This window comes from Mycolicibacterium sp. XJ662 (assembly GCF_053484035.1).
Genome location: NZ_JBEFTL010000001.1, coordinates 560,594 through 586,379, shown reverse-complemented (window position 1 = coordinate 586,379; position 25,786 = coordinate 560,594). Strand labels below are relative to the sequence as shown.

Below are 25,786 nucleotides of genomic sequence, written 5' to 3'. Positions count from 1 at the left end.
TCACTGGGCCTCCGGCGGCTGCTTTACATCGGGCATCTGCCCCACCAGGTACTCGGCGAGCGACCCGATCGTCGGATAGTCGAAGACCGCGGTCACGTCGATCGTGAACGCATCGCCGAACTGGCTGTGCAGCCGGTTGCGGAGTTCGATCGCCATCAGGGAGTCGGTGCCGAGGTCGAGGAACCGGCTGGTCGCCGCCGGCGGTTGCGCCAGACGCAGGAAGGTCTGCACCTCGCGTTGGAGGAACTCGGTGACGAAACCGGCCCGCTGAGGTGCGGGGATCTCGATCAGCTGCGCAAGCATCTCGCTGTCACCGTCGGCGTCCCCGCCTGCGCGCGGCAACACCAGGTCCAGGATCGGTGGCCGCGAGGCACCCAGCATCTTCGCCGCGCGCTGCCAGTTGGCGTTGATGACCGCCGCCTGCCCGGTGCCGTTCGCGACGACCTCGGCCATCGCCCGCAGCGCGGACGAGGGCTCCAACGGAACCAGCCCCTGGGCTCTGATGTTGGCGTCGGCCGCACCCGAGGACGCCATCCCGCCCTGCGCCCAAGGGCCGAAGTTGATGCCGGTGGCCGGCAGCCCCTGCGCCCGTCGCTGCGCGACCAGACCGTCGAGGAAACCGTTGGCCGTGGCGTAGTTGGCCTGACCGGGCGAGCCGAACAGGCTGGACACCGACGACGACACGATAAAGAAGTCGAGGTCGTCGTCCCTGGTCAAGCGGTCCAGATGGCGGGCACCGAACGCCTTGGGCGCCAACGTCACCCGGAACCGCTCGACGCTTTGCGCCGATAACAGCCCGTCATCGAGCACGCCGGCCAGGTGAGCCACCCCCGCGAGCGGCGGCAACTCCGCGCGGATCCGCTCGAGCAGTTCGGCCGCCTCGGATTCGTCGCTGACGTCTGCTGTTCTGACGTGGACGCGGCACTTGTGCCGTTCGCTGATCGCGTCGATCGCCTGTTGTGTCTGGGTGTCGGGTCCGCGCCTGCTGGTCAACACGATGTCGCCGGCGCCGAGTTGGGCGAGGTGGGCGGCCGTGTGCAAACCGACCGCGCCCAACCCGCCGGTGACCAGATAGGTGCGGTCCGAACGCGGCTGCAACGGAGCGGGTATCTGCAGCACAATCTTGCCGATGTGGCGTGCCTGTTGCATGCGGCGGAACGCGGCCCTGGCCTCCGTCAGCGGGTAGACCTCGGCGGGCAGTGGCGCCCACTCGCCCTTGCCCAGCCCCTCCGAGATCTCGCCGAGCAGGCCGCGGATGCGCACCGGGTCGTCGAACGTCACGGTGTCCAGCGCGACGATCTCGTAGGCGATATCGGGTCGAATGGCCGCCATCTGCTCCGGTGTCCAGATGTCGCGTTTGGCGATCTCGGCGAAGCGACCGTTTTGTGCGGTGGCCCGCACGGTGGCCTCGATGAACCCTTCGTTGGTCAGGCTGTTGAGCACCACGTCGACGCCCGCACCGCCGGTGTCGGCCAGGATCTGGTCGGCGAAATCCGTGGTGCGCGAGTCATATACGTATTCCACACCCATCTTGCGCAGCGTTGCGCGTTTGAAGGTGCTAGCGGTCGCGAAGACCGTGGCGCCGTGCTGGCGGGCCATCTGGATGGCGGCCATGCCGACGCCGCCGCTGGCGGCGTGGATGAGCACCCGGTCGCCGGGCCGCAACTGCGCCCAGTCGAACGCCAGGCGGGCCGTCAACGCCGCAGCCGGGACGGTCGCGGCCTCCACGGCGCCCACGCCCTCGGGCGTGGGCGCGAGCAACTGCGCGGGCACGTTGAACCGGCTGCAGAACGCGCCCTGCATGGCGCCGAACACCCGCTGACCCACCTCGAGTCCCTCGACGTTGGCACCCAACTGGGTGACAACGCCTGCGAAGTCGCCGCCGATCGGACCGGGGTCGCCCGGATACAGCCCGAGCACGTTGAGCACGTCGCGGAAGTTGAGGCCCGCGGCCTCCACCCGGACCTGGACGCAGCCGGGCTCCGGCGGCGGCACATCCGTCTCGGTCAGCCGCAGGTTGTCGATCGCACCGCGTTCGGTGGGCGCCAGCACGTAGTCGGTGGTGCGCGGCACCGTGAGATGTCCGCCCCGCGCCCACGGCAACAACCGCGACGCCAGCAGCTTTCCTTGGCGCACAGCCAGTTCCGGTTCGTCCACCGGCGCCGCGATCAGGTCGGCGAGCACCTGCACAGCCTCCGGTGATCCGTCGCAGTCAACGAGCCTGCACCGCAGTGCCGGTTCCTCGTTGATGGCCGTGCGCCCGAAGCCCCACATCGCGGCCTGGACCGGGTCGACCGGCTCACCTGAGTCGGTGGCCACCGCCTGCTCGGTGACGATCCACAGCCCGCCAGGCAGTTTCACCTCCCTCTGCTGCACCGTGTGCACGGCGTCGAGGAGGTTGGCGATCTCGTTCTCGATCCGCGCGGCGGCGTCGGCGCTCGACTCGTCGGCCGCTTGCGGGGCGCAGCGCCAGACGACCCCGGAGAACGCCTCACCCCGCGCATGCGCCTGGGTCAGCAGCTGTCCCAGGGGCTGCTGGTCGGTGTCGCGGTCCAACGGCATGCAGCCAGGCAGCAGGGTGGCCAGTTCGTCCATGCCGGCCACCAGCCAAGTTCCGTTCACCGCTGCGGGTTCCGGCGCCGGGACCTCGTGCCAGCCGAGGGTGTACAGCGTCCGGGTGGCATCGCCGCCCAGCCCGCGCAGCAGCACTTCGCGGGGTGCGCGTTTGACGGTGAAGTCGCGGATTCCGCCCAGCCGGCGGCCTTCTCGATCCAAGAAATCCAAATCGAAGATCTGGGTTTCGGCATCGACGGCGCTGGTCCGCCACTTGGTGTGGCAGTAGAAGCGCCGGGGCATCTTCTCCTGCACGGTCAGCTGCCCGTAACGCAGCGGCAAGAGCAGATCGTCGACGCCCTGGTCCATCGCCTCGCGGGTCGGGAATGCCGGGAAAGTGATTCCGGTGCACAGGTCCAACAACACCGGGTGCATGGGTTCGGTGCCCAGATGCTCGGCCAGTTCCTCGCCGACGAGGATGTCGCCGAGCGCCTCAGCCTCGCCGACCCACAGCGACTTCAGCGAGCCCGACCAGGTCGGGCCCCACTCCAACTCCGCATCGGCGACGAGTTCGAACAGCTCCTGCGGACGCGAACGCGTGCACCGCTCGACGATGTCCTCGATCGACTCCTCGGGCGACGCCGGATCGCCGGCGATGCCTGCGGCGTCGCGGGTGACGGTGCCGTCGGCGTTCAGCGACCAGTCGCCGCCGCGGTCCCCGTACGGGCGGCTGTGGATCTGGAACTTCCACTCGCCACCGTTCTCGCCCGCGTTATCCAGGGGATGCAACGTGAGTTGCACCTCACGAGAGCTCTTCTCGGGCAGAATGATCGGCTCGTAGAAGAAGATGTTCTGCACCCGCGCGGGCGGACCGGCCGCGGCCAGCGCCATCGTCGCGTACGTCGCGCCAGGCACGACGACCGTGCCGTAGATGACGTGGTCGGCGACCCACGGCAGTGATTTCACCGACAGCCTGCTGGTGTAGACGATGTCCCCGGATGCGAGTTCCTTTGCGCTACCGAGGATTCCCGAAACCGGGGCGCCGTCGACGGCGATGCTGGTGGTCTGCGGCCAGAACCGGCGGCGCTGGAACGGGTAGGTCGGCAGCTCCAGCCGCCGGCGTGGCCGCCGGTGCAGCGCCGCGAAATCGGGCAGGTGCCCACCGACGTAGGCCGAGGCCAACGCGTCGGCGATCTGGCGCCGGTCACCGACACCCTTACGCAGCGACGCGATCGCCCTGGGCGCCGGCACGTGTTCCGGCCAGACCTGCACCGCCGCACCGGTCAACACCGGTTGCGGCCCGATCTCCATCAAGACCGAGCACCCCAGCGCCGCCACGGTGCGCACGCTCTCGGCGAACTGCACGGGCTGGCGTGAGTGCCGCCGCCAGTACGACGCGTCGAGCGGAGTCTGCGCCGTGAGCACCGTGCCGGTGCGGTTGCACACCAGCGGCAAAGTCGGCGTGGCGAACGTGAATTGCCCGGCGTAGCTCTCGAATTCGTCGAGTATGGGCTCGAGCAGCTCGGAGTGGAAGGCGTGGCTGGTCTCCAGCCAGGTGCAGCGGATCCCCTCGCCGGCGAACCTGGCCACGATCTGCTCGAGATCCTCGCCCGGGCCCGACAGGACGGTGTTGGGCCCGTTGTAGGCGCCGACCGAGACCCGCGGGAACTCGGTGGCGACTTCCTCGATGTGCTTGGCGTCGGTGAATACCGCCACCATGCGCCCGCCTTCGGGCAGGCTGCCGAACATCCGGCCGCGTTCGGCCATCAGCCGTGCGCCGTCTTCGAGGCTGAACACCCCGGCCACGCAGGCCGCCGCGTACTGGCCCACGCTGTGTCCCAGCACCACGTCGGGTTCGATACCCCACGACTGCCAGAGCCGGGCCAACCCCATCTCGAGGGCGAACAATGCCGGTTGCGCATACGACGTGTGCCGCAACCGCTCGGTGGACTTGCCGGCGGTCTCCCGGTCGGTGGCGAACAGCACCTCGAGCAACGGCTGCGGCAGAATGTCCTGAACGGCTTCCGCACACCGTGTCACCGTCTCGGCGAAAACGGGCTCGGCATCGAACAATTCGCGCGCCATCCCGGGATACTGGCTGCCCTGCCCGGTGAACAGCCACGCGGTCGTCGGCGGGTGGGTGTGCTCGCCGCGCACCACACCGGGGCGGGTGCGGTTCTCGGTGACGTCGGCCAGGCACTGGCGCGCGGCGTCGACGGAATCGACCACCAGCGCAGCGCGGTGTTCGAAATGGGAACGGCCGGTTCCCGCAGTCCGGCACACGTCGGCGAGGTCGACGTCGGCGTGGGTGCTCAACCACCCCTCGTAGCGTCGTGCCAACTGCACCAACGCTTCCGGCGACCGGGCCGACAGCGGAAGCACGTGCACGGACCTCTCGTCCCCAGCATCGGGTTCGGCGCTCGGCTCGGCCGGCGCCTCCTCGATCAACACGTGCGCGTTGGTGCCGGTGAACCCGAACGAGCTCACCCCGGCGCGGCGGGTTCGCCCGTTGGTCTGCCATGGCAGCGCCGCGTCGACGACGCGCACCGGCAGCGCATCCCACGGGATGTGCGGCGACGGCTCGTCGAAGTGCAGGCTCTGCGGCAGCAGCCCGTGCTGAAGGGACAACACCACCTTGATCAGACCCGCGGCCCCGGAGGCCGATTCGAGGTGACCGATGTTCGTCTTCACCGAACCCATCAGCAACGGCCGGTCCGCATCGCGCGAGCCGCCGTAGGCGGCCGCGGCGGCCTGCACCTCGATCGGATCACCCAGCGGCGTACCTGTGCCGTGCGCCTCGAGATAGTCGATGTCACCACCGGACAACCCGGCCCGGTTCAGCGTCGCCTCGATAAGTCGTTGCTGCGCACCGCCGTTGGGCACCGTGAGACCGCTCGACGCGCCATCCTGGTTGACCGAGCTGCCCACGATGACGGCCGAGATCCGGTCGCCGTCGCGCACTGCGTCGCTCAGCCGCTTGAGCACCAGAACACCGCAGCCCTCGCTGCGCACGTAGCCGTCGGCGGAGGCGTCGAACGTCTTGCATCGTCCGGCGGGGGAGAGCATCCGGGCCCGTGACGCGGCGACGGTGGTCACCGGGCTCAGCAAGACGTTCACCCCGCCGGCCAGTGCCAGATCACAGTCACCTGACTGCAGCGCCTGGCGAGCCTGGTGGACGGCCACCAACGCCGAACTGCATGCGGTGTCAACGGCGACCGCGGGACCCTCGAGGCCCAGCGCGAACGCGACCCGCCCGGACACGGCGTTGAGCGCGTTGCCGGTGATGAAGTGGGGTTCGATCTTGTCGATCGACTCGGTGGACAGCAGATGCGCGTACTCGTTGGCCGCGACACCGGTGAAGACCCCGGTTCGACTGCCCCGCAAGGCGGCCGGTGCGTATCCGGCTCGCTCTAAGCCTTCCCACACGGTTTCGAGCATCAGCCGCTGCTGGGGTTCGATCCAGACCGCCTCGCGCGGGGAGATCCCGAAGAACTCGGGATCGAACTCGTCGATTGCGTCGAGGAAACCGCCGCAGCGGGTGTAGGTCTTACCTCGGGCGTCGGGGTCCGCGTCGTAGAACTCGTCGATGTCGAATCGATCCTCGGGGACCTCCCGGATCGCGTCGACCCCGCCGGAAAGCAGCTCCCAGAACGCTTCCGGATCGGATGCGCCGGGGAAGCGGCACGACACCGCGATGATCGCGACCGGTTCGTCGGTACGCGTCGGCGCCACAGCGCCGGGCTGGAGCTCGATGTCGACGGGCGCGGGCTCGGCCAGTTCGAGCACCTCGCCGAGCAGGTAGTCGGCCGCGTCCGACAGCCGGGGATGATCCATCACCAGGGTGACGGGTATCTCCTTGCCGGTCGCTGTTTCGAGGCGGCGCCGAAGCTCGACGGCCATCAGCGAGTCCATGCCGAGGTCGAAGAACCCGGTGTCCTCCCGGATCTCGGCGGCCTCCACCCGGGTCACCTCGGCGACAGCGTCGCGCAGGTAGTTGGTGAGCAGCCGCTTGCGCTGCTGCACCGGTGCGTTGCTGAGCCGCTCGACCAGCTGCGTCTTGCCGGACGGTGCCACGTCTGCGCCCGCGGCCTGGCTGGGCACCTCGGGCTCCAGCTCGGCGAGGAAGGCACGCCGGCCCGCCTGCTGATACAGCGGAAGGAAACGGGCCCAATCGATCCGGGCCACCACCGCCTGGGCCGGGCCGTCGGACGTCGAGATGACATCGGCCAGGCCGGTCAAGGCGTCGGCGGGTGACATCGTTTTGACGCCGCGCTCGTCAAGGCGCGCACGGGACTCCGCATCGGCCATGCCCGCCGACCACGGACCGAAGTTGACGCTGATCCCGGCGACGCCCTGCTCACGCAGCCGCCACGCCAGCCCGTCGAGGAATGCGTTCGCCGCACCGTATGCGGTCTGACCGAACCCGCCCCACACCGAGGCGATCGAGGACGTGCTGATGAAGAAGTCGAGCTGCAGGTCCAGCGCGGCCTCGCTCAGATACCATGCGCCCCAGACCTTTCCGGCGAACACGCGGTCGACTTCGGCGTCGTCCAGGTCGCTCAGCCGAATCGTGCTGACCTCGCCGGCGGCGTGCACGATGCCGGCCAGCGGGGGCAGTTCGGCAGCCACCCGATCCAGCAGCCGCGCGACGTCGTGGGCGTCGGCGACGTCGGCGGCGATGACACGGAACTCGCAGCCGTGCTGTTCGGTCAGCGCGTCGATGCGCTGCTTGGCGGCCTCGCTGGGCGCCCGTCGGCCGGTCAGCACCAGTTGTTTGGCGCCGTGCGCGGCCAGGTAGCCGGCGATCTCCAAACCCAGGGAGCCGAGCCCGCCGGTCACCAGATACGTTGCGTCAGCGCGCATTTGCAACGGTTCCGTGCTTGGCGGCGAGGTGCGCCGGACCAAGCGCGGGACGAAGAGGGCCCGGTCGCGAAGCGCGACCTGGTCTTCGACGACCCCGGAGTCGCGCGGGGTGGCGATCCGGTCGATGAGCCGGGACCATTCCCCGCCGGTCGCCTCGGACAGGTCGGCGAGCCCGCCCCAGACCTGCGGCAGCTCCAACGATGCGGCCCGGCCGAAGCCCCACAGGCAACTCTGATCCGGTGCGACGGTGTCGGCGTCGGTGACGCGCTGTGCGCCGCGGGTCACCACCCAGATCGGCACCCGAAGCTCTGCGGCGCCGGCAGCACGGAAGAGCCGGCGTGTTCCGCCGAGCACCCGGTGCTGGATCCGCAGCAGTGAGCGCATCGAGGCCGCGGGCCGACGGGCCGGGTCCGTGTCGAGGGCAGCGACGTGCACGATCCGCAGATCGGTTTGGGCCGCGGCGCGCAGCATGTCGGTGAACTGTGTCTCGTCGGCGTCGCAGGTCGGCAGGCCGACGATCTCATACCGGTGACCCCGGGCGCTCAACTCGTCCATCAGGGGTGTGACGGCGGCGGTGGTCTCGCCGACGAGGATCCAGGTGGGCGCCTCGCCGGTATCGGCTTGCGGGGTACCCGCAGGTGGGGCGGGCGCCTCTGCCCAGCGGATCTCGTAGCGGTCGTCTGCGATGGTCTGCGTCGACAGCTGCCGGTTGTGCTGTGCGGCGAACCTGGCCAGCACGTCGCGGGTCTGCTGATCGGCACCGGACCCGTCGAGAAGGGCCGCGAGTTCCTCGATGCGGCCGTCCTCCAAAAGACCCAAAGCCTGTGTGCGCGCGGCGAAATGCCTTGGCGCGTCGGCCTCCGACAGGTCGTCGGTCTGGCGCTCCGGCCGGTTGTCCAGGAACCAGTACTGCCGATGCTCGAACGGATACGTCGGAAGATCGACCTTGCGGGCGCGTCCCGGCCCGACCGCGGTGAAGTCCGGAACGTGTCCGAGGACGTAGGCGTCGGCGAGGGCTTCGGTGATCTGCCGGTGGTCGGCGGTGTTTTGGCGCAGCGAGGCGATCGCGCGCGGCGCGCTGGCGGGATCGGGCCAGGCGCCCATGGCCGCGGCGGTCAGCACCGGCCGCGGGCCGATTTCGAGCAGCAGCTTGCAGTTCATCTCGGCAAGGGTGCGCACGCTCTTGGCGAACTCCACCGGTTGCCGCGCGTGGCGGCGCCAGTAGGAGCCGTCGAGCCGTACGCTCTGGCCGAGCGCGGCCCCGGTGCGGTTGTCGATCAGAATACGTTGCGGCGCACCGAATTCGAACCGGCCCGCACAAGCCTCGAACTCGTCGAGGATCGGGTCGAGCAGCGCGGAGTGGAACGCGTGGCTGGTGTCGAGCCAGTCGCAGCGGGTCCCGTCGGATTCCAGCGTGGCAACGACCTTCTCCAAATCGGCTGCCGGCCCGGACAATACGGTGTTGGTGCCGTTGTACGCGGCGACCGACAGGATCGGGTACTCGTCGGCCAGGTTCTCGACGCGCTCGGCCGCGGTGAAGATCGCCGCCATCCGCCCGCCCGCAGGCAAGCTGGCGAAAAGCCGGCCCCGTTCGGCCATCAGCAGCGCGCCGTCTTCGAGGCTGCAGATCTCGGCGACGCAGGCCGCCGCGTACTGGCCGACGCTGTGGCCGAGCACCACATCGGGTTCAAGGCCCCACGACTGCCACAGCCGGGCCAGACCCATCTCCACCGCGAACAGGGCCGGTTGCGCATAGGAGGTCTGCCGAAGCGTCTCTTCGCAGTCGGGGCTGTCCACGTCGAAGATCACGTCGAGCAACGGCTTTTCAACGACGTCGGCGACCGCGGTCGCGCACCGTCTCAGGGTCTCGGCGAACACCGGCTCGGTGTCGAACAGCTCCCGCGCCATACCGGGGTACTGGCTGCCTTGTCCGGTGAACAGCCACGCCGTCTTGGGTTTGGCCTGCGTTTCGCCGCGCACCAGACCCGGGGCCGGCCGGTCGTCGGCGAGCGCGCCGAGCAGTTCGATGGCCGACTCCCGCGAGTTGACCACCAGCGCGGCCCGGTGCTCCAGATGCGCGCGCGCCACCCCGGCGGTGAAGCACACGTCGGCCAAGGTGGCGTCGGTGTTCTTCGTCAGCCAGCCGCGGTACTGATCGGCCAACTGCACCAGCGCGGCGGGCGTGCGGGCCGACAGGGGTAGGAGGGCAAACCGTGCAGGATCGACGGGTTCGACGACGGGGCCGGGTGCGGCAGCGTCGGCCATGGCCGGCGCCTCTTCGAGGATCACGTGCGCGTTGGTGCCGGCGAACCCGAACGAACTGACCCCCGCGATGCGGGAACGCCCGTCGCGTTCCCACGGGATGGTCTCCTTGACCACCTCGATGGGCAGCCGGTCCCACGGGATGTGGGGCGACGGGTTCTCGAAGTTGAGATGTTTGGGCAGCGTCTTGTGCTCGAGCGCCAGGATGACCTTGATGACGCCCGCGATGCCCGCGGCCGCTTCCAGGTGCCCGATGTTCGTCTTCGCCGACCCGATCAACAGCGGATCGTCGGCGTTGCGGCCGGCGCCGAACACCTCGCCGGCGGCCTTGGCCTCGATCGGGTCGCCCAGCGATGTCCCAGTGCCGTGCGCCTCGAGGTATCCGACGGCGCTGGGGTCGAGGCCGGCCCGCTTGAGCGCATCGGCGATAACCCGTTTCTGGGCAACGCCGTTCGGCACCGTCAACCCGCCCGACGCGCCGTCCTGGTTGACCGCGCTGCCCCGGATCACCGCACGGATCCGGTCACCGTCGCGGATCGCGTCGTCGAGGCGCTTGAGGACGATGACGCCGCACCCCTCGCCGCGCACGTAGCCGTCCGCGGCCGCGTCGAAGGTCTTGCAGCGGCCGTCGGGTGCGAGCATGCGGGCCAGGGAGAAGGTGACCATGGTGGCCGGCGAGAGCAGCGAATTGGCGCCGCCCGCAAGGGCGAGATCGCATTCGTTTAAGCGAAGTGCTTGACACGCCTGGTGGATTGCCACCAGCGACGAGCTGCAGGCGGTGTCGACGGCGACCGACGGGCCCTGCAGCCCCAGCCGGTAGCTGATCCTGCCGGCCGCCGCGGCGTTGGAGGATCCGATGGACGTGTAGGGCTCGATCTCGTGATAGTTCAGCCCGTCGGACACCATGCCCAGGTAGTCGTGGGTGGACAGGCCGACGAACACGCCGGTGGTGGTTTCGGCCAAGGCGCTGGGCGCGATGGCCGAGTGCTCCACCGCGCGCCACGCCGTCTCCAGCAGGAGCCGGTGCTGCGGGTCGACCTGTCTGGCCTCACGGGTGGAGATCCCGAAGAACGGCGCGTCGAACCCGGTGGGGTCGTCGAGAAAACCGCCGCGACGGGTCACGATCTTGCCGGGCGCTCCCGGTTCCGGATCGAAGAAGTCGTCGACGTCCCAGCGATCCTCGGGCACCTCCGATATCGCGTCGCGGCCCTCGCGTAGCAGGTCCCAGAAGTCGTCGACGTCCTGGGCGCCTGGAAACCGCGCTGCGTAGCCGACGATTGCGATGCGAGCAGTCGGCTCGTTGAGATGTCCCGCAGATTCCATGCCGTCAGAGTCCTCCCTTGATCGGCGGCCAGAACACGCCCCCCTGGCAAAGTGTCGTGCCCGTCAATTGAGCGTGGCCCCTCGGCAGACTATGGCATGTCGGCGCGCCGCATGGTTGGATCCGCTAACGACTGGGATTCGGTCGGTGCCGGGCGCCTGCAGACGTATGTTGGTGCGGCAGCGACTCGATGCCGGATCGGCAATCGGCAGAAGCAGTATGGATTGGGGGCCGGGTTGCAAATCGGCAAGATCACGATCGGCGCACTCGACGATTGGACGTTGAAGCCGGGTCGTCTCACGTCCTGGCATCCGACCCCTGCGGCCGCCCAGAAAGCGCTGCGCGCACCGGTCAGTTCGACACCCGTCAGCTACATGCAGGGTCAGCATCTGCGCAACTACTACGAGCGCACCGCTGCGGGGTTGAGTTTCTCGCGGCAGATGATCACCAGCTGCGAGGTGAACGGGCAATGTGACATTTCGGCGATGGATCAAGCCGTCAATGCCTACTTGCGTCGGCACGACACCTTCCGCAGCTGGTTCGAACGCAGCGGTGACGGTGAGTTCATCCGGCACGCCATCGAGAATCCGGCCGACATCGAATTCGTGCCCATCCAGCACGGCGCGCTGACCGTGGACGAGATTCGCGCGCATGTGGTCGACATTCCGAGCCCGTTGGAATGGGGCTGCTTCACTTTCGGGATCATCCAGAACGAAGACCACTTCACCTTTTTTGCCGCCATGGACCATGTCCATGGAGACGCCACATTGATCGGCACCACAATGCTTGAAGCCAACGGCATGTATTCGGCGTACAGCGGCGGCGGTGAGGCGCTCGCACTGCCCGACGCCGGTAGTTATGCCGAATTCTGTATCCGCGAACGAGAGCGCACTTCGCCGCTGACCGTGGATTCGTCTGATGTACAGGCATGGATTGATTTCGCAGACAGCAATGGCGGTGGATTTCCCGAATTCCCGTTGCCGCTAGGTGATCCGGCGGAGTCGACCAGCAGCGACATCACCACCGAAATCCTGATGAACCCGGCCCAGACCGAACGCTTCGAAGCGGCGTGTTCGGCATCCGGTGCGCGCTTTGTCGGCGGTTTATTCGCCTGTCTGGCCCAAGTCGAGCACGAACTGACCGGCGCGCTGACGTATTACGGGCTCACCCCACGCGATTCCCGCTCCGCCGCGGACAATTTCATGACGCAAGGTTGGTTCACCGGATTGATTCCGATCACCGTGCCGATAGGCGCGGCCGCATTCGGTGACGCCGCCTGGCTCGCACAGGATTCCTTCGACGCGAACCTGAACATGGCCAAGGTGCCCTATTACCGCGTTCTGGAGTTGGCGCCGTGGCTGAGTTGGCCGCAGCCGAATTTCCCCGTGTCGAATTTCTTTCATGCCGGTGCCGCTCCGCTCAACGCGGTGCTGGCCGCCGCCGACATGGGCATCGCGGACAATATCGGGGTCTATTCGGATGACCGGTATTCATATCAGCTCACCATTTATCTCTTCCGGTATGGCGAGGGCACGGTCATGGCGATCATGCATCCCGCCAATCCGGTCGCCGAAAAGTCGGTTGCTCGTTATATGGCGACAATGCGGTCGGTGTGCGGGCTGGTCGCCGACCGCGGCAACTGGGGGCGTGTCGCATAGCGTGGATCGACTTGGTGGCCGTGCGGTGGTGAGGGCGTCATGCGGCGGTTAGCAGACGTAGTGGTGCGGTGGCCCTGGGCGGTGATCGGCGTCTGGGTCGCCATGGCGATCGCCCTGCCGCTGGCGCTGCCGTCGCTCGGCGAGATGGCGCAGAAGCATCCGCTCAGCATCTTGCCCAGCGATGCACCGTCGAGCATCACCGCGGCGAAAATGGCGGAGGCTTTCCCGGAGCCGGGTTCGGACAACCTTCTGGTCGTCGCGTTCATCAACGAAACCGGTCTCACGCCCGCCGACGAAGCCGTCTACCGCGATGTGGTGGATGTGGTGCGCGATAACACCTCCGATGTGGTGTCCGTGCAGGATTTCGTCAGCACACCGCAGCTGCGGCCGTTCCTGACCAGCGATGACAAGACGACCTGGGTGCTGCCGGTGGGCCTCGCGGGGGAGCTGGGCACGCCGCGGGCCTACGACGCGTTCAACCGGGTGGCCGACGTCGTCAGGCACGAGATCCCCGACGGTCCGTTGGCTGTGCACCTCACCGGGCCCGCCGCCACCGTCGCGGACCTCACCGTCGCCGGTGAGAAGGATCGCCTGCCGATCGAGATCGCGATCGCCGTCATGGTTCTGGGCGTGCTGCTGCTGGTGTACCGCAACGTGGTCACGATGCTGCTGCCGCTGGTGACGATCGGATCGTCGCTGCTGATCGCCCAGTCGGTGGTGGCCGGGTTGTCGGAGCTGACCGGCGCGGGCGTCTCCAACCAGTCGGTCGTGTTTCTCAGCGCGATCATGGCCGGGGCCGGAACGGACTACGCGGTGTTTCTGATCAGCCGCTACCACGACTATCTGCGATCCGGGGACGATTACGATCACGCGGTCAAGGCGGCGATGATCTCGATCGGCAAGGTGATCGCCGCGTCGGCGGCCACCGTCGGACTCACCTTTCTGCTCCTGAACTTCGCGCAGATGGGCGTGTTCAAGACCGTCGGCGCGTCGGCCTCGATCGGGATCGGCGTCGCCTTCCTCGCCGCGGTGACCCTGCTTCCCGCGATCATGGTGTTGGCCGGACCGCGCGGCTGGATTCAGCCGCGGCGCGAACTGACCGCGCGGTTCTGGCGGCGTTCGGGCATCCGGATCGTGCGCAGACCGGTGACGCATCTGGTCACCAGCCTGATCGTGTTGGCCCTGCTGGGTGGGATCGCGGTGATCGCGCGCTACAACTACGACGACCGCAAGGTCCTCCCGGCGTCGGCGCCGAGTTCGGTCGGCTACGCCGCACTGGAACGCCACTTCCCGGTCAGCCAGTCCGTTCCCGAATACGTGCTGATCCAGTCCCCGCACGATCTCCGCAACCCGCGGGCGCTGGCGGATCTGGAACAGCTGGCGTCGCGCATCGCGCAACTGCCCGGCGTCGGTTTGGTCAGCGGCATCACCCGGCCCCTCGGCGAAGTGCCCGCCGAGTTCCGGGCCACCTACCAGGCCGGCCTCGTCGGCGACCGGCTGGCCGACGGCTCCGACCGGATCAGCGATCACGCCGGCGATTTCAACCGGCTGACCGACGGTGCCGACACGCTGGCCGACAGTCTCGCCGACGTACGGGGCCAGATCAACGCGATCGCGCCCAGCATCCGCGACCTGGTGACGACGTTCTCTGCGATGCGGACCGAATACGGCGGAGACAGGCTGGTGCGCGACGTCGAGATCGCGGCCAAGCTGGTCGCCAGCGTCAACGCACTCGGCAACTCCATGGGCTTCAACTTCAACGCCGTCAAGGACATGTTCGCCTGGATCGGCCCGGTCTTGGCCGCGCTGCAGGGCAACGCGATCTGCGACGCCAACCCGTCCTGTCGGGACACCCGCATGCAGTTTGAGCGCCTCGTCGCCGCGCGGGAAGACGGAAGCCTCGACGAGATCAACGATCTCGCCCACCAGCTACAGGATGTCGACGACCGAAAGACCCTCAACGAGGCGGTGGCCAAGCTCAACGCGGCCATGGCCAACGTCGCCAAGGCGGTCGACGCGATGGGGCTGGATCAGCCCGGCGGCCCCGAAGCCGGGCTGACCGAGCTGCAGCAGGGCGCCAACCGGCTCGCCGACGGAAGCCGCGAAGTCGCGGGCGGCGTCGACCAACTCGTCGAGCAGGTCAAGGTGATCGCCGCCGGGCTCAACGAGGCGTCGACGTTCCTGCTCACGCTGAGATCCAACGCCGCCGACCCGGCGCAGGCGGGCTTCAACATTCCGGCCGAGGTGCTGAACCTGCCCAACTTCAAGGACGCCGCAAAGGCCTACATCTCACCCGATGGCCGCTCGGTGCAGTACCTGATCCAAACCGAGCTCAATCCGTACAGCCCCGAGGCGATGGACCAGGTCAACCAGATCTACGACGTCGCGCGGGGCGCCCAACCCAACACCATGCTGGCCGACGCCACGATCTCGATGGGCGGGTTTCCCGTCGCGCTGCGCGACACCCGCGACTACTACCAGCAGGACATCCGGTTCATCATCGCCGCGACCATCATCGTCGTGCTGTTGACGCTGATGGTGCTGCTGCGCGCGATCATCGCGCCGCTGTACCTCGTCGGCTCCGTCGTGATCTCCTACTTCGCGGCGGTCGGCCTCGGGGTGCTGGCGTTCCAGGTGGTCCTCGGTCAGGATCTGCATTGGAGTGTGCCGCCGTTGGCGTTCGTGGTGCTGGTGGCCGTCGGCGCGGACTACAACATGCTGTTCGTGTCGCGGCTACGCGACGAATCACCGCACAGCGTGCGCTACGGCGTCATCCGCACGCTGGGCTCGACCGGTGGTGTGATCACCGCGGCGGGGCTGATCTTCGCCGCCTCGATGTCGGGTCTGCTGTTTTCGAGCATCGGCGTCGTGGTGCAGGGAGGTTTCGTGATCGGGGTGGGAATCCTGTTGGATACCTTCGTGGTCCGCACCATCACGGTTCCCGCGATCGCGACCCTGGTCGGGCGTGCGAACTGGTGGCCGTCGCGCATTGGGCCGCGCCGGGCCGAGCGTCTGCAACCGAGCCCGACGAGCTGATACGGACATAGCGTGACAACAACAACGTCTGAGTCGTCGATCCTGTCGATGCTGCACGGGCGCGCCAGCCTGCGCCCCGACGAGGTCGCGTTCACGTTCACCGACTACCGCCGCGACCCGGCGGGCCGCGCCGAGAGCCTGACGTGGTCGCAGTTGGCCCGTCGAACGATGAACCTGGCCCGCGAGATCGCGCGGCACGGGTCGGTCGGGGACCGGGCGGTGATCCTCGCGCCGCAGAGCCTGGAGTATGTGCTGGCCTTCCTGGGCGCCATGCAGGCCGGGCGGGTGGCGGTGCCGCTGCCGCTGCCGCATCCCGGCGCCGGGCACGAACGGGTGAGCGCGGTCCTCGCCGATACCGAGCCCACGGTGATCCTGACGACCGCGGATGCCGCCACCGGGGTCGACGGTCTCGTCGCCGCGGGCACAGCGCCGACGCCGACGATCGTCGCGGTCGACGCGCTGAACCTGGATGTCGCCGAGGCCGACGCCGAGCCCGGTTTCGCGCCGGCGCAGTGGCCGAGCATCGCCTACCTGCAGTACAGCTCGGGATCGACCAGGACACCCGCGGGTGTCATGCTCTCGCACCGCAACCTGACGGTGAACTTCGAGCAGCTGATGCGTGGCCTGTTCGCCGACTTCCCGCTGCCGCAGGACGCCACGCTGGTGTCGTGGCTGCCGTTCTACCACGACATGGGCCTGGTGCTCGGCGTCTGCGCACCGATCCTGTGCGGCCGTCGGGCCCACCTGATGAGCCCGGAGGCGTTCCTGGAGCGGCCGGCCCGGTGGGTGCGCGCGCTGGCCGAGAACACCCCGGCGTTCTCGTCGGCGCCGAACTTCGCGTTCGACCTGGCCGCCCGCAAGACCACCGACGAAGACCTGGACGGGCTCGATCTCGGCGGCGTGGTGGGCATCGCCAGCGGCGCCGAACGCGTCGAGCCCGCCACGTTGCATCGCTTCGTGGACCGGTTCGCGCACTTCAACTTTCGCGACCACATGATGCGTCCCGCGTACGGTTTGGCCGAAGCGACGGTTTTCGGTGCGGCGGGCATTTGGAGCGAATCCGCACCGGCGGTGCACTTCGACACCGCAGAACTGGGCGCGGGCCGGGTCCGCCCCTGCGCCGGTAAAGGCACGGCGCTGGTCAGGTATCGGGTGCCGCACGGCCCCACGCTGCGGATCGTCGACACCGAGACTTACCGCGAATGCGGCTCCGACCAGGTCGGCGAGATCTGGTTGCACGGGGAGAACGTTTCGGAAGGGTACTGGCGCAAACCGCCCGCGGAGCAAAGCTGCTTCGGCGCAACGCTCGTCGAACCATCAGCGGGGACGCCGGACGGGCCCTGGTTGCGCACCGGCGACCTCGGTTTCCTCCACGATGGCGAGTTGTTCATCGTCGGGCGCATCAAAGATCTGCTGATCGTGCGGGGCCGCAACCACTATCCCGAGGACATCGAGGCCACCGTGCACGAACTCACCCGCGGCCGGGTCGCGGCGATCGCGGTGCCGGTGAACGGGACCGAGACGCTGGTGACCGTCATCGAGCTCAAGAAACCGGCGGATCCCGACGGCGACGCGATGCGCTGGTACAGCGCGGTGAAAAGCGATGTCACCTCCGCGATCTCCAACGTGCACGGCCTGAGCGTCGAGGACCTCGTGCTGGTGGCGCCCGGCTCGATCCCCACGACGACGAGCGGCAAGATCCGACGTGCCGCCTGCGTCGAGCAGTACCGGCAGAACGGATTTCCCCGGCTCGATACCGCAAACGGGGTCCGTGTGGACGCGGCGGAGTAGGGTGCAGGTGAGTGGCGCGGGGAGGGCTGCGGCAGACATGAAGCGAAGGCTGGCATTCGGCACTGCGCTGGTAACTCTATGCGCCACAGGCTGTTTGGGTCTCGGGGTGGCATCGGCCGACGAACCGCCGGACCCGGCACCCTCTGATGGTCAGCCGGCGCTGGGCACCCCGGGGCGCGGCTATGCGCTGGGCGGCGCCCACGTCTCGGGGATCCCCTACGACGAATACATCATGCGCACCGGCGCCGACTGGTTCCCCGGACTGGACCGGTCGATCGTCGACTATCCCGCCGGGCAGGTGCAGGGCCACACCCTGGAACGCTTCTTTCCCGGCATCGGCGCCTGGGGCGAACGCATGATGCCGGGCCTCGGCCTCGACGGGCCGAGCGTCGGTGAGTCGGTCGACGTCGGAACTCCCAACGTGATCAACGCGATCCGCGATGGCGGCCAAGGCACGGTGATCGGTCTGTCCGAAGGCGCGATGGTGCTCAACGACGTCCAGGCGAAGCTCGCCTACGACCCGGCCGCGCCGCCACCGGATCAACTGAGTTTCGCGATGTACGGCGACCCGGTGGCCCGGCACGCGTTCGGCGAGAGCTTTTTGACCCAGGTGTTCCCGGTCGGCAGCGTCGTGCCGTCGCTGGACTACCGCGTGCCGCCGCCGGTGGAAAGCCAGTACGACACCTATCAGTTCGTCTCCGCCTACGACAGCATCGCCGACTGGCCGGACCGGCCCGACAACTGGATCTCGGTCGCCAACGCGATCGTCGGTCTGGCCACCGGGCACACCGCGGTCGCGTTCACCGATCCGAGCATGGTGCCGCCGCAGAACATCCGCACGACCGTCAACTCCAGGGGCGCGAAGACGACGACGTTCATGATCCCGGAGGAGCACCTTCCGCTGGTGATGCCCTTCAAGTACCTCGGGGTGCCCCAGGAGACGCTGATCAAGCTCGACGCGGTGCTGAAGCCCTACGTGGACGCCGGCTATTCGCGCCACGACAATCCGTTGACGGCGCCGATCACCGTGGACCCGGTCAACGGCTACGACCCCGCCGAGATCACCGCACCGGCCACGCAGGCGGCCTTCGGCGGCGGCGCGGACCCGGTGTCGCAGCTGCTGTCCGGACTGCAGTACGTGCTGAACAATCAGCCCCAGCCCGGCTCATAGACCGGCCCAGCCCACGCCGAGCAGCACGCACCCCACCACGGCCAACAGCAACGCCACCCCGCGGCGGCCCTGCGCCCGCAGCCAGGCGTACAGCGCCTCCAGCGCCGCGCGGGTGCGGTCAGGGGCCACCAGGTAGCACAACAGCGGAACCTGCACGAGCGCGAACGCCACCACGTTGAACACCAGCAGCGCGCCGAGTTGCACCGCCGTCGCGGCGCCGGAGGCCGCGATCAGCGCCAGCGCCGCCAGGTAGTCGACCGACGGCAGCGCGATGCCCAGGCCCGCGACACCAGCCGTCCACAGCGACCGGCCGCTGAGCAGTAGCCGGGCGCGGCCCGCCACCGCCGTGAACACCCGGCCCGCGACGCCCACCGGGCGGTCGGGGTCGCGCTTGGAGCCAAATACGCCGGTGGCCACCACCGCGGCGTAGACCAGCACCACCGCACCAACCGCGATCTGCACCCGCGGCAGGGTGAAGTCGGTGGACCCCAACGCGGGCCGCAACAGAAACAGCACGAGCACGCCCACCGTCAGGCCCATCGCGTAACCGCCGGTGAGGAAGGCGACCAGTTGCAGCAGCGGGCGGGGCCGGTTGAGCATCAGCACCGTCATGCCGATGCGGAACGGCTCGAGGCTGACGGCAATGGCCATCGCCAGGAGCGGTATCCACATGACGAGCGTCAGGCTACCGCGCGGCCATTGACCGGGCGTGGCCTGTCAGCGCGTCACATGTGAAGATGGTCAAAGTATGAGTGCAACCAACTTGAACCCCACGTCGCTGCGCGAGGCGTTCGGGCACTTTCCGTCCGGGGTCATCGCGATCGCCGCCGAGGCCGACGGCGCCAGGGTGGGTCTCGCTGCGAGCACGTTCGTCCCGGTCTCGCTGGAGCCGCCGCTGGTGTCGTTCTGCGTGCAGAACACCTCCGAGACCTGGCCAAAGCTCAAAGACCTGCCGGCCCTAGGGATCAGCGTGCTCGGTGAAGCCCACGACGAGGCGGCGCGCACGCTGGCGGCCAAGACCGGGGACCGGTTCGCCGGGCTGCGCACGGTGTCGCGCGAGTCAGGCGCGGTGTTCATCGACGGAACCAGCGTCTGGCTGGAGAGTTCGATCGAACAACTGGTCCCTGCAGGCGATCACACCATCGTGATTCTGCGGGTCAGCGACATCATCGTGCGCGATGACGTGGCACCGATCGTGTTTCACCGCAGCACGTTTCGTCGGCTCGGTACCTAGGCGTACCCTGCCGCAGCCGCGGGCCGGTCAGGGCCGCGCGGCGAGTTCCTCGCGGTACGACTGGATGCGCCGCTCGATCTCCTCGGCGTCGGCGATACGGTCTTCCCTGCGGGCCAGCCTGGCGCGCACGCTGAGTTCGCGGATCGCCGTGCGGATTTCGGTAATGCTGTGACGCTCGCGTAAGGGCATAGCGCCGCCTTTCGTCGTTGATTGGCCGCTGTGCCCCGAGGCTACCCCTGATCCTGGCGTTCTCAAGCCCTGGAAGTTCCTGTCGCGGTATGAATGTATCCTGGATACATAAAGCGCGGACCGCAGAGATATCTCGTGCCAGCATGCGCAACGCGACGAGTAACCACGCCAGGAGCGCCGAGATGGATGCAATGAAGTTGACAGCAGGGACACGGCTCCGCAGCGCGGTGGACGAGACACAGGTCGTCGTCATACGGGCGCCAGGCAGCCCGATCGAGCTCACCTGCGGTGGCCATCCATTGCTGCCCTTGGAAGCCGAGCCCGAACCTGGGCTAACGATCGCGGTTGGACATGACAGCGGAACTGTTCTCGGTAAGCGTTATCTGGACGCGGACTCCGGTCTCGAGCTGCTTTGCACTAAAGCAGGCGCGGCAGCCCTGTTCGTCAACGACAGTCCAATGCCGGTCAAGTCCGCCAAACCGTTGCCCGCATCGGATTAGTACTCGGTGCGGCAGCTGGCCGTTGTGCACTGATCGCGTGTCGTCAGAGACCCATGGACTTCGCGATGATCGTTTTCATAATTTCGCTCGACCCGCCGTAGATTCGGCTCACTCGAGCGTCGGCATACATCTTGGCGATCGGATACTCGAGCATGTATCCGTAGCCACCGAACAGTTGTAGGCAACTGTCCACCGCGCGCGCCTGCATTTCCGAGCAGAACAGCTTCACCCGGGCTGCGTCGGCTCCCGACAGTTCTTTTTCATCGAGTTCAGCGACCGCCCGCTGGAGCATCGAGTCGGCAGCCTCGATTTCTGCCGACACCCCCGCCAGCACGAACTTCGTGTTCTGAAATTGGCACAGCCGACGACCAAACACTTCCCGCTGGCTGACGTACTCGACCGTGTCGGCCAGCGCGGTCTTGGCCATTGCCACCGAGCCCGCTGCCACGCTGATGCGTTCTTGCGCGAGATTGCTCGTCAAATACTCGAATGCCCGGCCTTCTTCACCCAACATGTCGTCACAGCTGACAACCACGTCAGCGAAGTGCAACTCTGCTGTATCGGCGTAGTGCATTCCGAGCTTGTCCAGGTTGCGTGCCTTGGTGTAACCGGGCGTGCCGTCTTGCACGACGAATAGCGAAAGGCCCCTACGGCGGTCCTCATGCTGCGAAGTTCGCGCGACAACGATCACCAGACCGGCGTTGATCCCCCCGGTGATGAACGTCTTCGCACCGTTGATGACGAAGCAATCCCCATCGCGTCGGGCCGAGGTTTTGATACCACCGAGATCCGAACCCGTTTCCGGTTCGGACATCGCGATGGACGCCATATTCTCGCCCGTTCCGAGACTGCGCAACCACCGGTCCTTCTGGTCCGCCGTGGCATAGCTGAGGAAGTAGGGGATGACGACGTCGATATGGACCCGCACCGGCGATAGCGACAGGCGCGCGCCGATCATCTCTTCGGCAACCACGAGGTTGTAGGTAAAGCTGGTCTGTCCGCCGCCGCCATATGTTTCGGGAATCTGCAGACCAAGAATACCGAGTTCTCCTGCCTTGCGGTAGAACTCGACATCTATCCGGCGCTGTTCCTCCCACTTTGCAACATTCGGTACCGCCTCCCGTTGGAGAAATGCGCGAACAGCGGCGCGAAACTGTTCGTGGTCTGGGCCGTAGAGCGAATTACGCATCGTGGTGATCCAATCGGCAAGAGGTGTCGAGCGTTCAGTTCCCAGAGTTGAGTACCGTGGAGGCCACGATGCTTTCGTGTGCAGCTGTGACTCCCCACGCGGTACTCAACGCCCACACCCGCTTCATCCACAGGTGTAGGTCGTGCTCCCACGTATAGCCAATGGCGCCATGGCATTGCAGCGCTGTTCTCGCCGTCAGCGCTGCTGCACGAGTTGCATAGACCTTCGCGAAACTGACCGCAAGATCCGGGTCAGCGGCGTTGGCGGCCAGTACCCATCCGGCGTGGTAGACGACCGGCCGTGCATGTTCGAGGCTGACGAGTGCGGCAGCGAGTAAATGCTTGACCGACTGTTGTGAGCCGACCGGAACCCCGAATTGCCTTCGCACCTTCACATATTCGCTTGTCATCGTGATCATTCGGTCGGCCAGACCGAGGAGCTGAGCGGCCGCTGCCACGGTGGCCCGGCGCCGGGCCAATACGGCGTCGGATCCCCGCAGCGGCCGTGGCTGCAGCGGTGTGACGATCGCCGATGTGACCGAAAGGTCAACCGACGGCGGCTCCGTGGTGATGTCGAGGTCAGCACATGCGGTCACTTCGAGTCCGTTCCGGCCGGGGTGGACGAGCAGATCCGCCGTGGTGATCCAGCGCACGCGGTCGGAGTTTGGTTCTTCGACGGCGATCACCAGTTCACCGGTCACAGCGGCGGGCGCTTCTGGTGCTGCGGCCGCCGCCAGCGCGGGTACAGCTGCCGCGATGTGCTCGCCGAGCGGGCCAGGAATGGCGAACCTTCCACATTCCTCTAGCAACAGCACTAGTTCGACCTCAGACGCGTTCATCCCGCCGATCTCAACGGGGGCGAGCAATCCGAGCAGGCCCACGGCGCCAAGCTGTCTCCACAGCTGGGGGACAGGACTCGACGTTTCCGACCATGCGGCGCGTACCACGGCGGGTGGACATGTCTCGACGAGAAAGTCACGAAGACCACTGCGAAGCTGCAGCTGGTCTCTGGTAAAGCCGAAATACATGGTCATTACCTCGGCAAACCCAGCAGTCGCTCGGCGACTATGTTGCGCTGAATCTCGTTGCTGCCCGCATAGATCGGGCCGGACAGAGCGAACTCGAAGCCGTTGGTCCAGTGGTCGTCGAAGTCGGCGTCAACGCCTTGCAAAGCCAATGCCGCCTGGTGAAGTTCGATATCCAACTCAGACCAGAACAGTTTGCTCAGGCTGGCATCGGCACCCAGCGGAACACCGTCGAGCAGCCGGGTAACTGTCCAATCCGTAGCGAATTTGTAAGCCTGGGCCCCCATCCAAGCGTCCGCAACGGCGCTTCGATACCGCGCATCGGCGCGCACCGTTTCCGGCGCAGCGTCGAACTGCTCGATCAACCTGTCGGCCGTTGCCAGAAATCGACCGGGGCTGCGCAGCGCGAGGCTGCGCTCTGACCCCGTCGTCGCCATCGCGACCCGCCAACCGTTGTCGACTCCGCCCAGCACATCGCGGTCAGCGACGAAGGCGCCGTCGAAATAGACATCGGCGAACCCCTCTGTCCCGTCGAACTTGGCGACTGGGTGGACAGTCACGCCCGGTTGGTCTAGATCGATCAGGAAGTAGGTGAGGCCGTGGTGTCGTTCGGCCATTTCCCCGGTGCGAAAGATTCCGAACATGTGGGTACTGACCGATGCGCGGGTGGTCCAGCACTTCTGCCCATGTAATCGCCAACCACGAGAGTGGTCATCGCGTAGGGCCCGCGACCGCAGGGAGGCCAAGTCGCTGCCCGCCTCAGGTTCTGACCAGCCCTGGCACCAGATGTCCGTCACCGACGCGATTCGGCGAAGGAACCGTTCCTGTTGGTCGTCGGTGCCGAACTCCAAAAGCGATGGTGCAAGCAGGAAGATACCGTTCTGCGCGACGCGCTGCGGCAGCCCGGCGCGGTAGTACTCCTCCTCAAAGATCAACCAGTGCCACAGGTCGAGGTCGCGACCCCCGAATCGGCGCGGCCAGCTGATTACGGCCAGGCCGGCATCGAAAAGCTTTCTCTCCCAGTCAAGATGCACGGGTGCACCGTGGATGGTGTCACCCGACGGCATCGGCACTGCCGGCTTGTTATCGGTCAGCCAGTCGCGTACCTCTGCGCGAAACGTTTCATGACCGGCGCTCGGCGTGAGATCCATTTCTTCTCCCGTTATTCCGCAACGGACGAGCCGCCCGGCTAGTGAATCCAGGATTCGTAACCGTAGGATTGTCGGCTCGGTCGTGTCAAGCGCAAGCTGTGGACGGCATTGCACCATCGGAAACAGGCTCGGCACGCGACTGCGGCCCTGTATGACGTGACCGGCCCGGGCGCTCGAGGTTGCGTTACGGACCCTAGGCCGAACGCTTTTCGTCCTCATGTGAATCGGAGCGACGTGCCGCAGCGGGCCCGCGGGGCTGGTTGACCATACCGATCAGCGTCGCGTTGACTTCTCACGCGGGGGCGGTTAGATTAATTCTGTATCCTGGATACAGATCGCCTGAGCGCCGATGGTATGGGAGGCAAGTGTGGCCGAGGAGTTCGTTCCCCAGCTTCTGATCGACGGGCGTCTGGTGGCGGCTCGCTCTGGCAAGACCTTCGCGAACATCGACCCGTACTTCGAAACCGAGATCGGGCAGACCCCCGACGCGGGAATCGCAGATGTTGACGCGGCGGCCACCGCCGCGCACCAGGCGTTCCACAACACCTCCTGGTCCAAGGACCACGGTTTCCGCGCTCGATGCATCGGCCAACTTCGAGAGGCGATGCAGCGCCACCTCGAGGAGTTGCGTGCGCTTCTCGTCGCCGAAGTGGGCTGCCCGATTTTCATGACCAAGCAGTTTCAGCTCGATGATCCGATCGACGAACTCACCGACTGGATGGAGTTGGCCGAAAACTACGCATTCGAGCGAGACCTTCCGCCGCACCCCGCGATGGTGTCGCCGAATGAGCGGCTGCTGATCAAGGAACCATGGGGCGTGACGGCCCTGATCACGCCGTACAACTACCCCATCCAACAGCTCTGTTACAAGGTCGGACCAGCCTTGGCGTCGGGCAACACCGTCGTTGTCAAGCCGTCCCCGCTTACTCCGTGGACCGCCAATTTTGTAGGAAAGTTGGTGGCCGAGGAGACCGATATCCCACCCGGCGTCTTCAACGTCATCACCAGTTCGGAGACCGAGGTCAGCGAGGCGTTGGTGGCGCATCCCTACGTCGAGATGATCAGCTTCACCGGTTCCACGGCGGTCGGAAAGCGGATCATGGCCACCGCGGCCGAACGGGTGAAGAAGGTCGCGTTGGAACTCGGTGGAAAGTCGGCGACCATCGCACTCGACGACGCCGACGTCGAGTCCGTGGTTCGGTTCAATGTCCCACGTATGTCGCGACATTCGGGGCAAGGATGCACGAACCTCACTCGTTTGCTGCTACCCAGGGCGAAGTACGAGATGGCTCTCGATCTGGCCGCGGAGGTCGCATCGCAGGTGGTTTGGGGCAATCCCCGCAACTTCGATACGCACATGGGACCGCAGATCAGCCGCACGAATCAACAGCGGGTGCTGCAGCATATCGAGAAAGCCCGCGCCGAGGGAGGCCGCATTGTCGCCGGCGGCGGGATACCGGAGGACGCCGAGATCGGCTACTTCGTTGAGGCCACGGTGATCGCCGACGTGGACCCGAACTCGACCATCGCTCAAGAGGAGACATTTGGGCCGGTGCTCGCGGTGATTCCATACGACACGGAGGAAGAAGCCGTGGCCATTGCCAACAACTCGCTGTTCGGTCTGTCCGGCGCCGTATATGCAGCGACCGATGAGCGTGCGCTCGCCGTTGCCAAGCAGGTCCGCACCGGCACGATGGATGTCAACGGAGCGACCTGGTTCGCCCGCGACACCCCGTTTGGCGGTATGAAGCAGAGCGGGTTGGGCCGAGAGTGGGGTCTGGCTGGGTTCGAAGAATTCCTTGACACCCGGGTCATCGGCTATCCGACCCCAAAGTCATGATGGT

13 protein-coding genes are annotated in these 25,786 nt (G+C 66.9%); 7 read left to right on the top strand and 6 right to left on the bottom strand.

Annotated elements, in window-relative coordinates; genetic code table 11:
- A complete protein-coding gene (locus ABQE93_RS02705; RefSeq protein ID WP_448405724.1) occupies nucleotides 1-11,001 on the bottom strand; it encodes an SDR family NAD(P)-dependent oxidoreductase in 11,001 nt (3,666 codons plus the stop codon).
- Nucleotides 11,002-11,235: 234 nt separating this feature from the next.
- Between ABQE93_RS02705 and ABQE93_RS02700 the strand changes: the two genes are divergently transcribed.
- The 4 genes from ABQE93_RS02700 to pe are packed head-to-tail and all read left to right on the top strand — an operon-like array spanning nucleotide 11,236 to nucleotide 18,655.
- A complete protein-coding gene (locus ABQE93_RS02700) occupies nucleotides 11,236-12,657 on the top strand; it encodes a condensation domain-containing protein (protein ID WP_448406501.1) in 1,422 nt (473 codons plus the stop codon).
- Nucleotides 12,658-12,696: 39 nt separating this feature from the next.
- Nucleotides 12,697-15,693, top strand: a complete 2,997-nt coding sequence (locus tag ABQE93_RS02695) for an MMPL/RND family transporter (protein WP_448405723.1) — start codon at nucleotides 12,697-12,699, stop codon at nucleotides 15,691-15,693.
- A gap of 48 nt (nucleotides 15,694-15,741) precedes the next feature.
- Nucleotides 15,742-17,484 carry an AMP-binding protein gene (locus ABQE93_RS02690; RefSeq protein ID WP_448406500.1) on the top strand — a complete coding sequence of 581 codons (1,743 nt, stop codon included), beginning with the start codon at nucleotides 15,742-15,744 and terminating at the stop codon, nucleotides 17,482-17,484.
- Nucleotides 17,485-17,521: 37 nt separating this feature from the next.
- Nucleotides 17,522-18,655: an acyltransferase PE gene (gene pe / locus ABQE93_RS02685; protein ID WP_448405722.1), complete on the top strand. Its 1,134-nt coding sequence runs from the start codon at nucleotides 17,522-17,524 to the stop codon at nucleotides 18,653-18,655.
- Here the strand turns inward: pe and ABQE93_RS02680 are convergent.
- Nucleotides 18,650-19,327 (bottom strand): GAP family protein, encoded by a 678-nt coding sequence (locus ABQE93_RS02680; protein WP_448405721.1) that lies wholly within the window; start codon nucleotides 19,325-19,327, stop codon nucleotides 18,650-18,652. The genes pe and ABQE93_RS02680 overlap by 6 nt on opposite strands.
- Before the next feature lie 76 nt (nucleotides 19,328-19,403).
- Between ABQE93_RS02680 and ABQE93_RS02675 the strand changes: the two genes are divergently transcribed.
- Nucleotides 19,404-19,889 (top strand): flavin reductase family protein, encoded by a 486-nt coding sequence (locus ABQE93_RS02675; RefSeq protein WP_448405720.1) that lies wholly within the window; start codon nucleotides 19,404-19,406, stop codon nucleotides 19,887-19,889.
- Between the two features lie 27 nt (nucleotides 19,890-19,916).
- Here the strand turns inward: ABQE93_RS02675 and ABQE93_RS02670 are convergent, their stop codons facing one another.
- Nucleotides 19,917-20,078, bottom strand: a complete 162-nt coding sequence (locus tag ABQE93_RS02670) for a hypothetical protein (RefSeq protein WP_448405719.1) — start codon at nucleotides 20,076-20,078, stop codon at nucleotides 19,917-19,919.
- Between the two features lie 182 nt (nucleotides 20,079-20,260).
- Here ABQE93_RS02670 and ABQE93_RS02665 point away from each other — a divergent pair, with 182 nt between their 5' ends.
- Entirely contained in the window at nucleotides 20,261-20,578 is a 318-nt protein-coding gene (locus tag ABQE93_RS02665) for a hypothetical protein (protein ID WP_448438048.1), read from the top strand.
- A gap of 43 nt (nucleotides 20,579-20,621) precedes the next feature.
- On the opposite strand, the gene ABQE93_RS02660 is transcribed toward ABQE93_RS02665, so the two are convergent.
- From ABQE93_RS02660 to ABQE93_RS02650, 3 genes are read right to left on the bottom strand one after another with little or no spacing between them, the layout of a single operon-like run.
- The gene (locus tag ABQE93_RS02660) at nucleotides 20,622-21,767 is read right to left on the bottom strand and encodes an acyl-CoA dehydrogenase family protein (RefSeq protein ID WP_448405717.1); all 1,146 of its coding nucleotides are present in this window, start codon (nucleotides 21,765-21,767) and stop codon (nucleotides 20,622-20,624) included.
- A gap of 34 nt (nucleotides 21,768-21,801) precedes the next feature.
- Nucleotides 21,802-22,800, bottom strand: coding sequence for an acyl-CoA dehydrogenase family protein (locus tag ABQE93_RS02655; RefSeq protein ID WP_448412325.1), 999 nt, complete (start codon nucleotides 22,798-22,800; stop codon nucleotides 21,802-21,804).
- Nucleotides 22,800-23,942, bottom strand: a complete 1,143-nt coding sequence (locus ABQE93_RS02650) for an acyl-CoA dehydrogenase family protein (RefSeq protein ID WP_448405716.1) — start codon at nucleotides 23,940-23,942, stop codon at nucleotides 22,800-22,802. The genes ABQE93_RS02655 and ABQE93_RS02650 overlap by 1 nt, the downstream gene beginning before the upstream one ends.
- Before the next feature lie 367 nt (nucleotides 23,943-24,309).
- On the opposite strand from ABQE93_RS02650, the gene ABQE93_RS02645 reads away from it, so the two are divergent.
- Nucleotides 24,310-25,782: an aldehyde dehydrogenase family protein gene (locus ABQE93_RS02645; RefSeq protein WP_448405715.1), complete on the top strand. Its 1,473-nt coding sequence runs from the start codon at nucleotides 24,310-24,312 to the stop codon at nucleotides 25,780-25,782.
- The last annotated feature ends 4 nt before the right edge of the window (nucleotides 25,783-25,786 follow it).

Excerpts from the sequence above, each read along its gene's own strand:
- ABQE93_RS02655 (WP_448412325.1), bottom strand. The coding sequence starts at position 22,800 with ATGACCATGTATTTCGGCTTTACCAGAGACCAGCTGCAGCTTCGCAGT.
- ABQE93_RS02705 (WP_448405724.1), bottom strand. The coding sequence starts at position 11,001 with ATGGAATCTGCGGGACATCTCAACGAGCCGACTGCTCGCATCGCAATC.
- ABQE93_RS02680 (WP_448405721.1), bottom strand. The coding sequence starts at position 19,327 with ATGTGGATACCGCTCCTGGCGATGGCCATTGCCGTCAGCCTCGAGCCG.
- ABQE93_RS02665 (WP_448438048.1), top strand. The coding sequence starts at position 20,261 with ATGGATGCAATGAAGTTGACAGCAGGGACACGGCTCCGCAGCGCGGTG.
- ABQE93_RS02695 (WP_448405723.1), top strand. The coding sequence starts at position 12,697 with ATGCGGCGGTTAGCAGACGTAGTGGTGCGGTGGCCCTGGGCGGTGATC.
- ABQE93_RS02675 (WP_448405720.1), top strand. The coding sequence starts at position 19,404 with ATGAGTGCAACCAACTTGAACCCCACGTCGCTGCGCGAGGCGTTCGGG.
- pe (WP_448405722.1), top strand. The coding sequence starts at position 17,522 with ATGAAGCGAAGGCTGGCATTCGGCACTGCGCTGGTAACTCTATGCGCC.
- ABQE93_RS02650 (WP_448405716.1), bottom strand. The coding sequence starts at position 23,942 with ATGGATCTCACGCCGAGCGCCGGTCATGAAACGTTTCGCGCAGAGGTA.
- ABQE93_RS02670 (WP_448405719.1), bottom strand. The coding sequence starts at position 20,078 with ATGCCCTTACGCGAGCGTCACAGCATTACCGAAATCCGCACGGCGATC.
- ABQE93_RS02690 (WP_448406500.1), top strand. The coding sequence starts at position 15,742 with ATGCTGCACGGGCGCGCCAGCCTGCGCCCCGACGAGGTCGCGTTCACG.
- ABQE93_RS02660 (WP_448405717.1), bottom strand. The coding sequence starts at position 21,767 with ATGCGTAATTCGCTCTACGGCCCAGACCACGAACAGTTTCGCGCCGCT.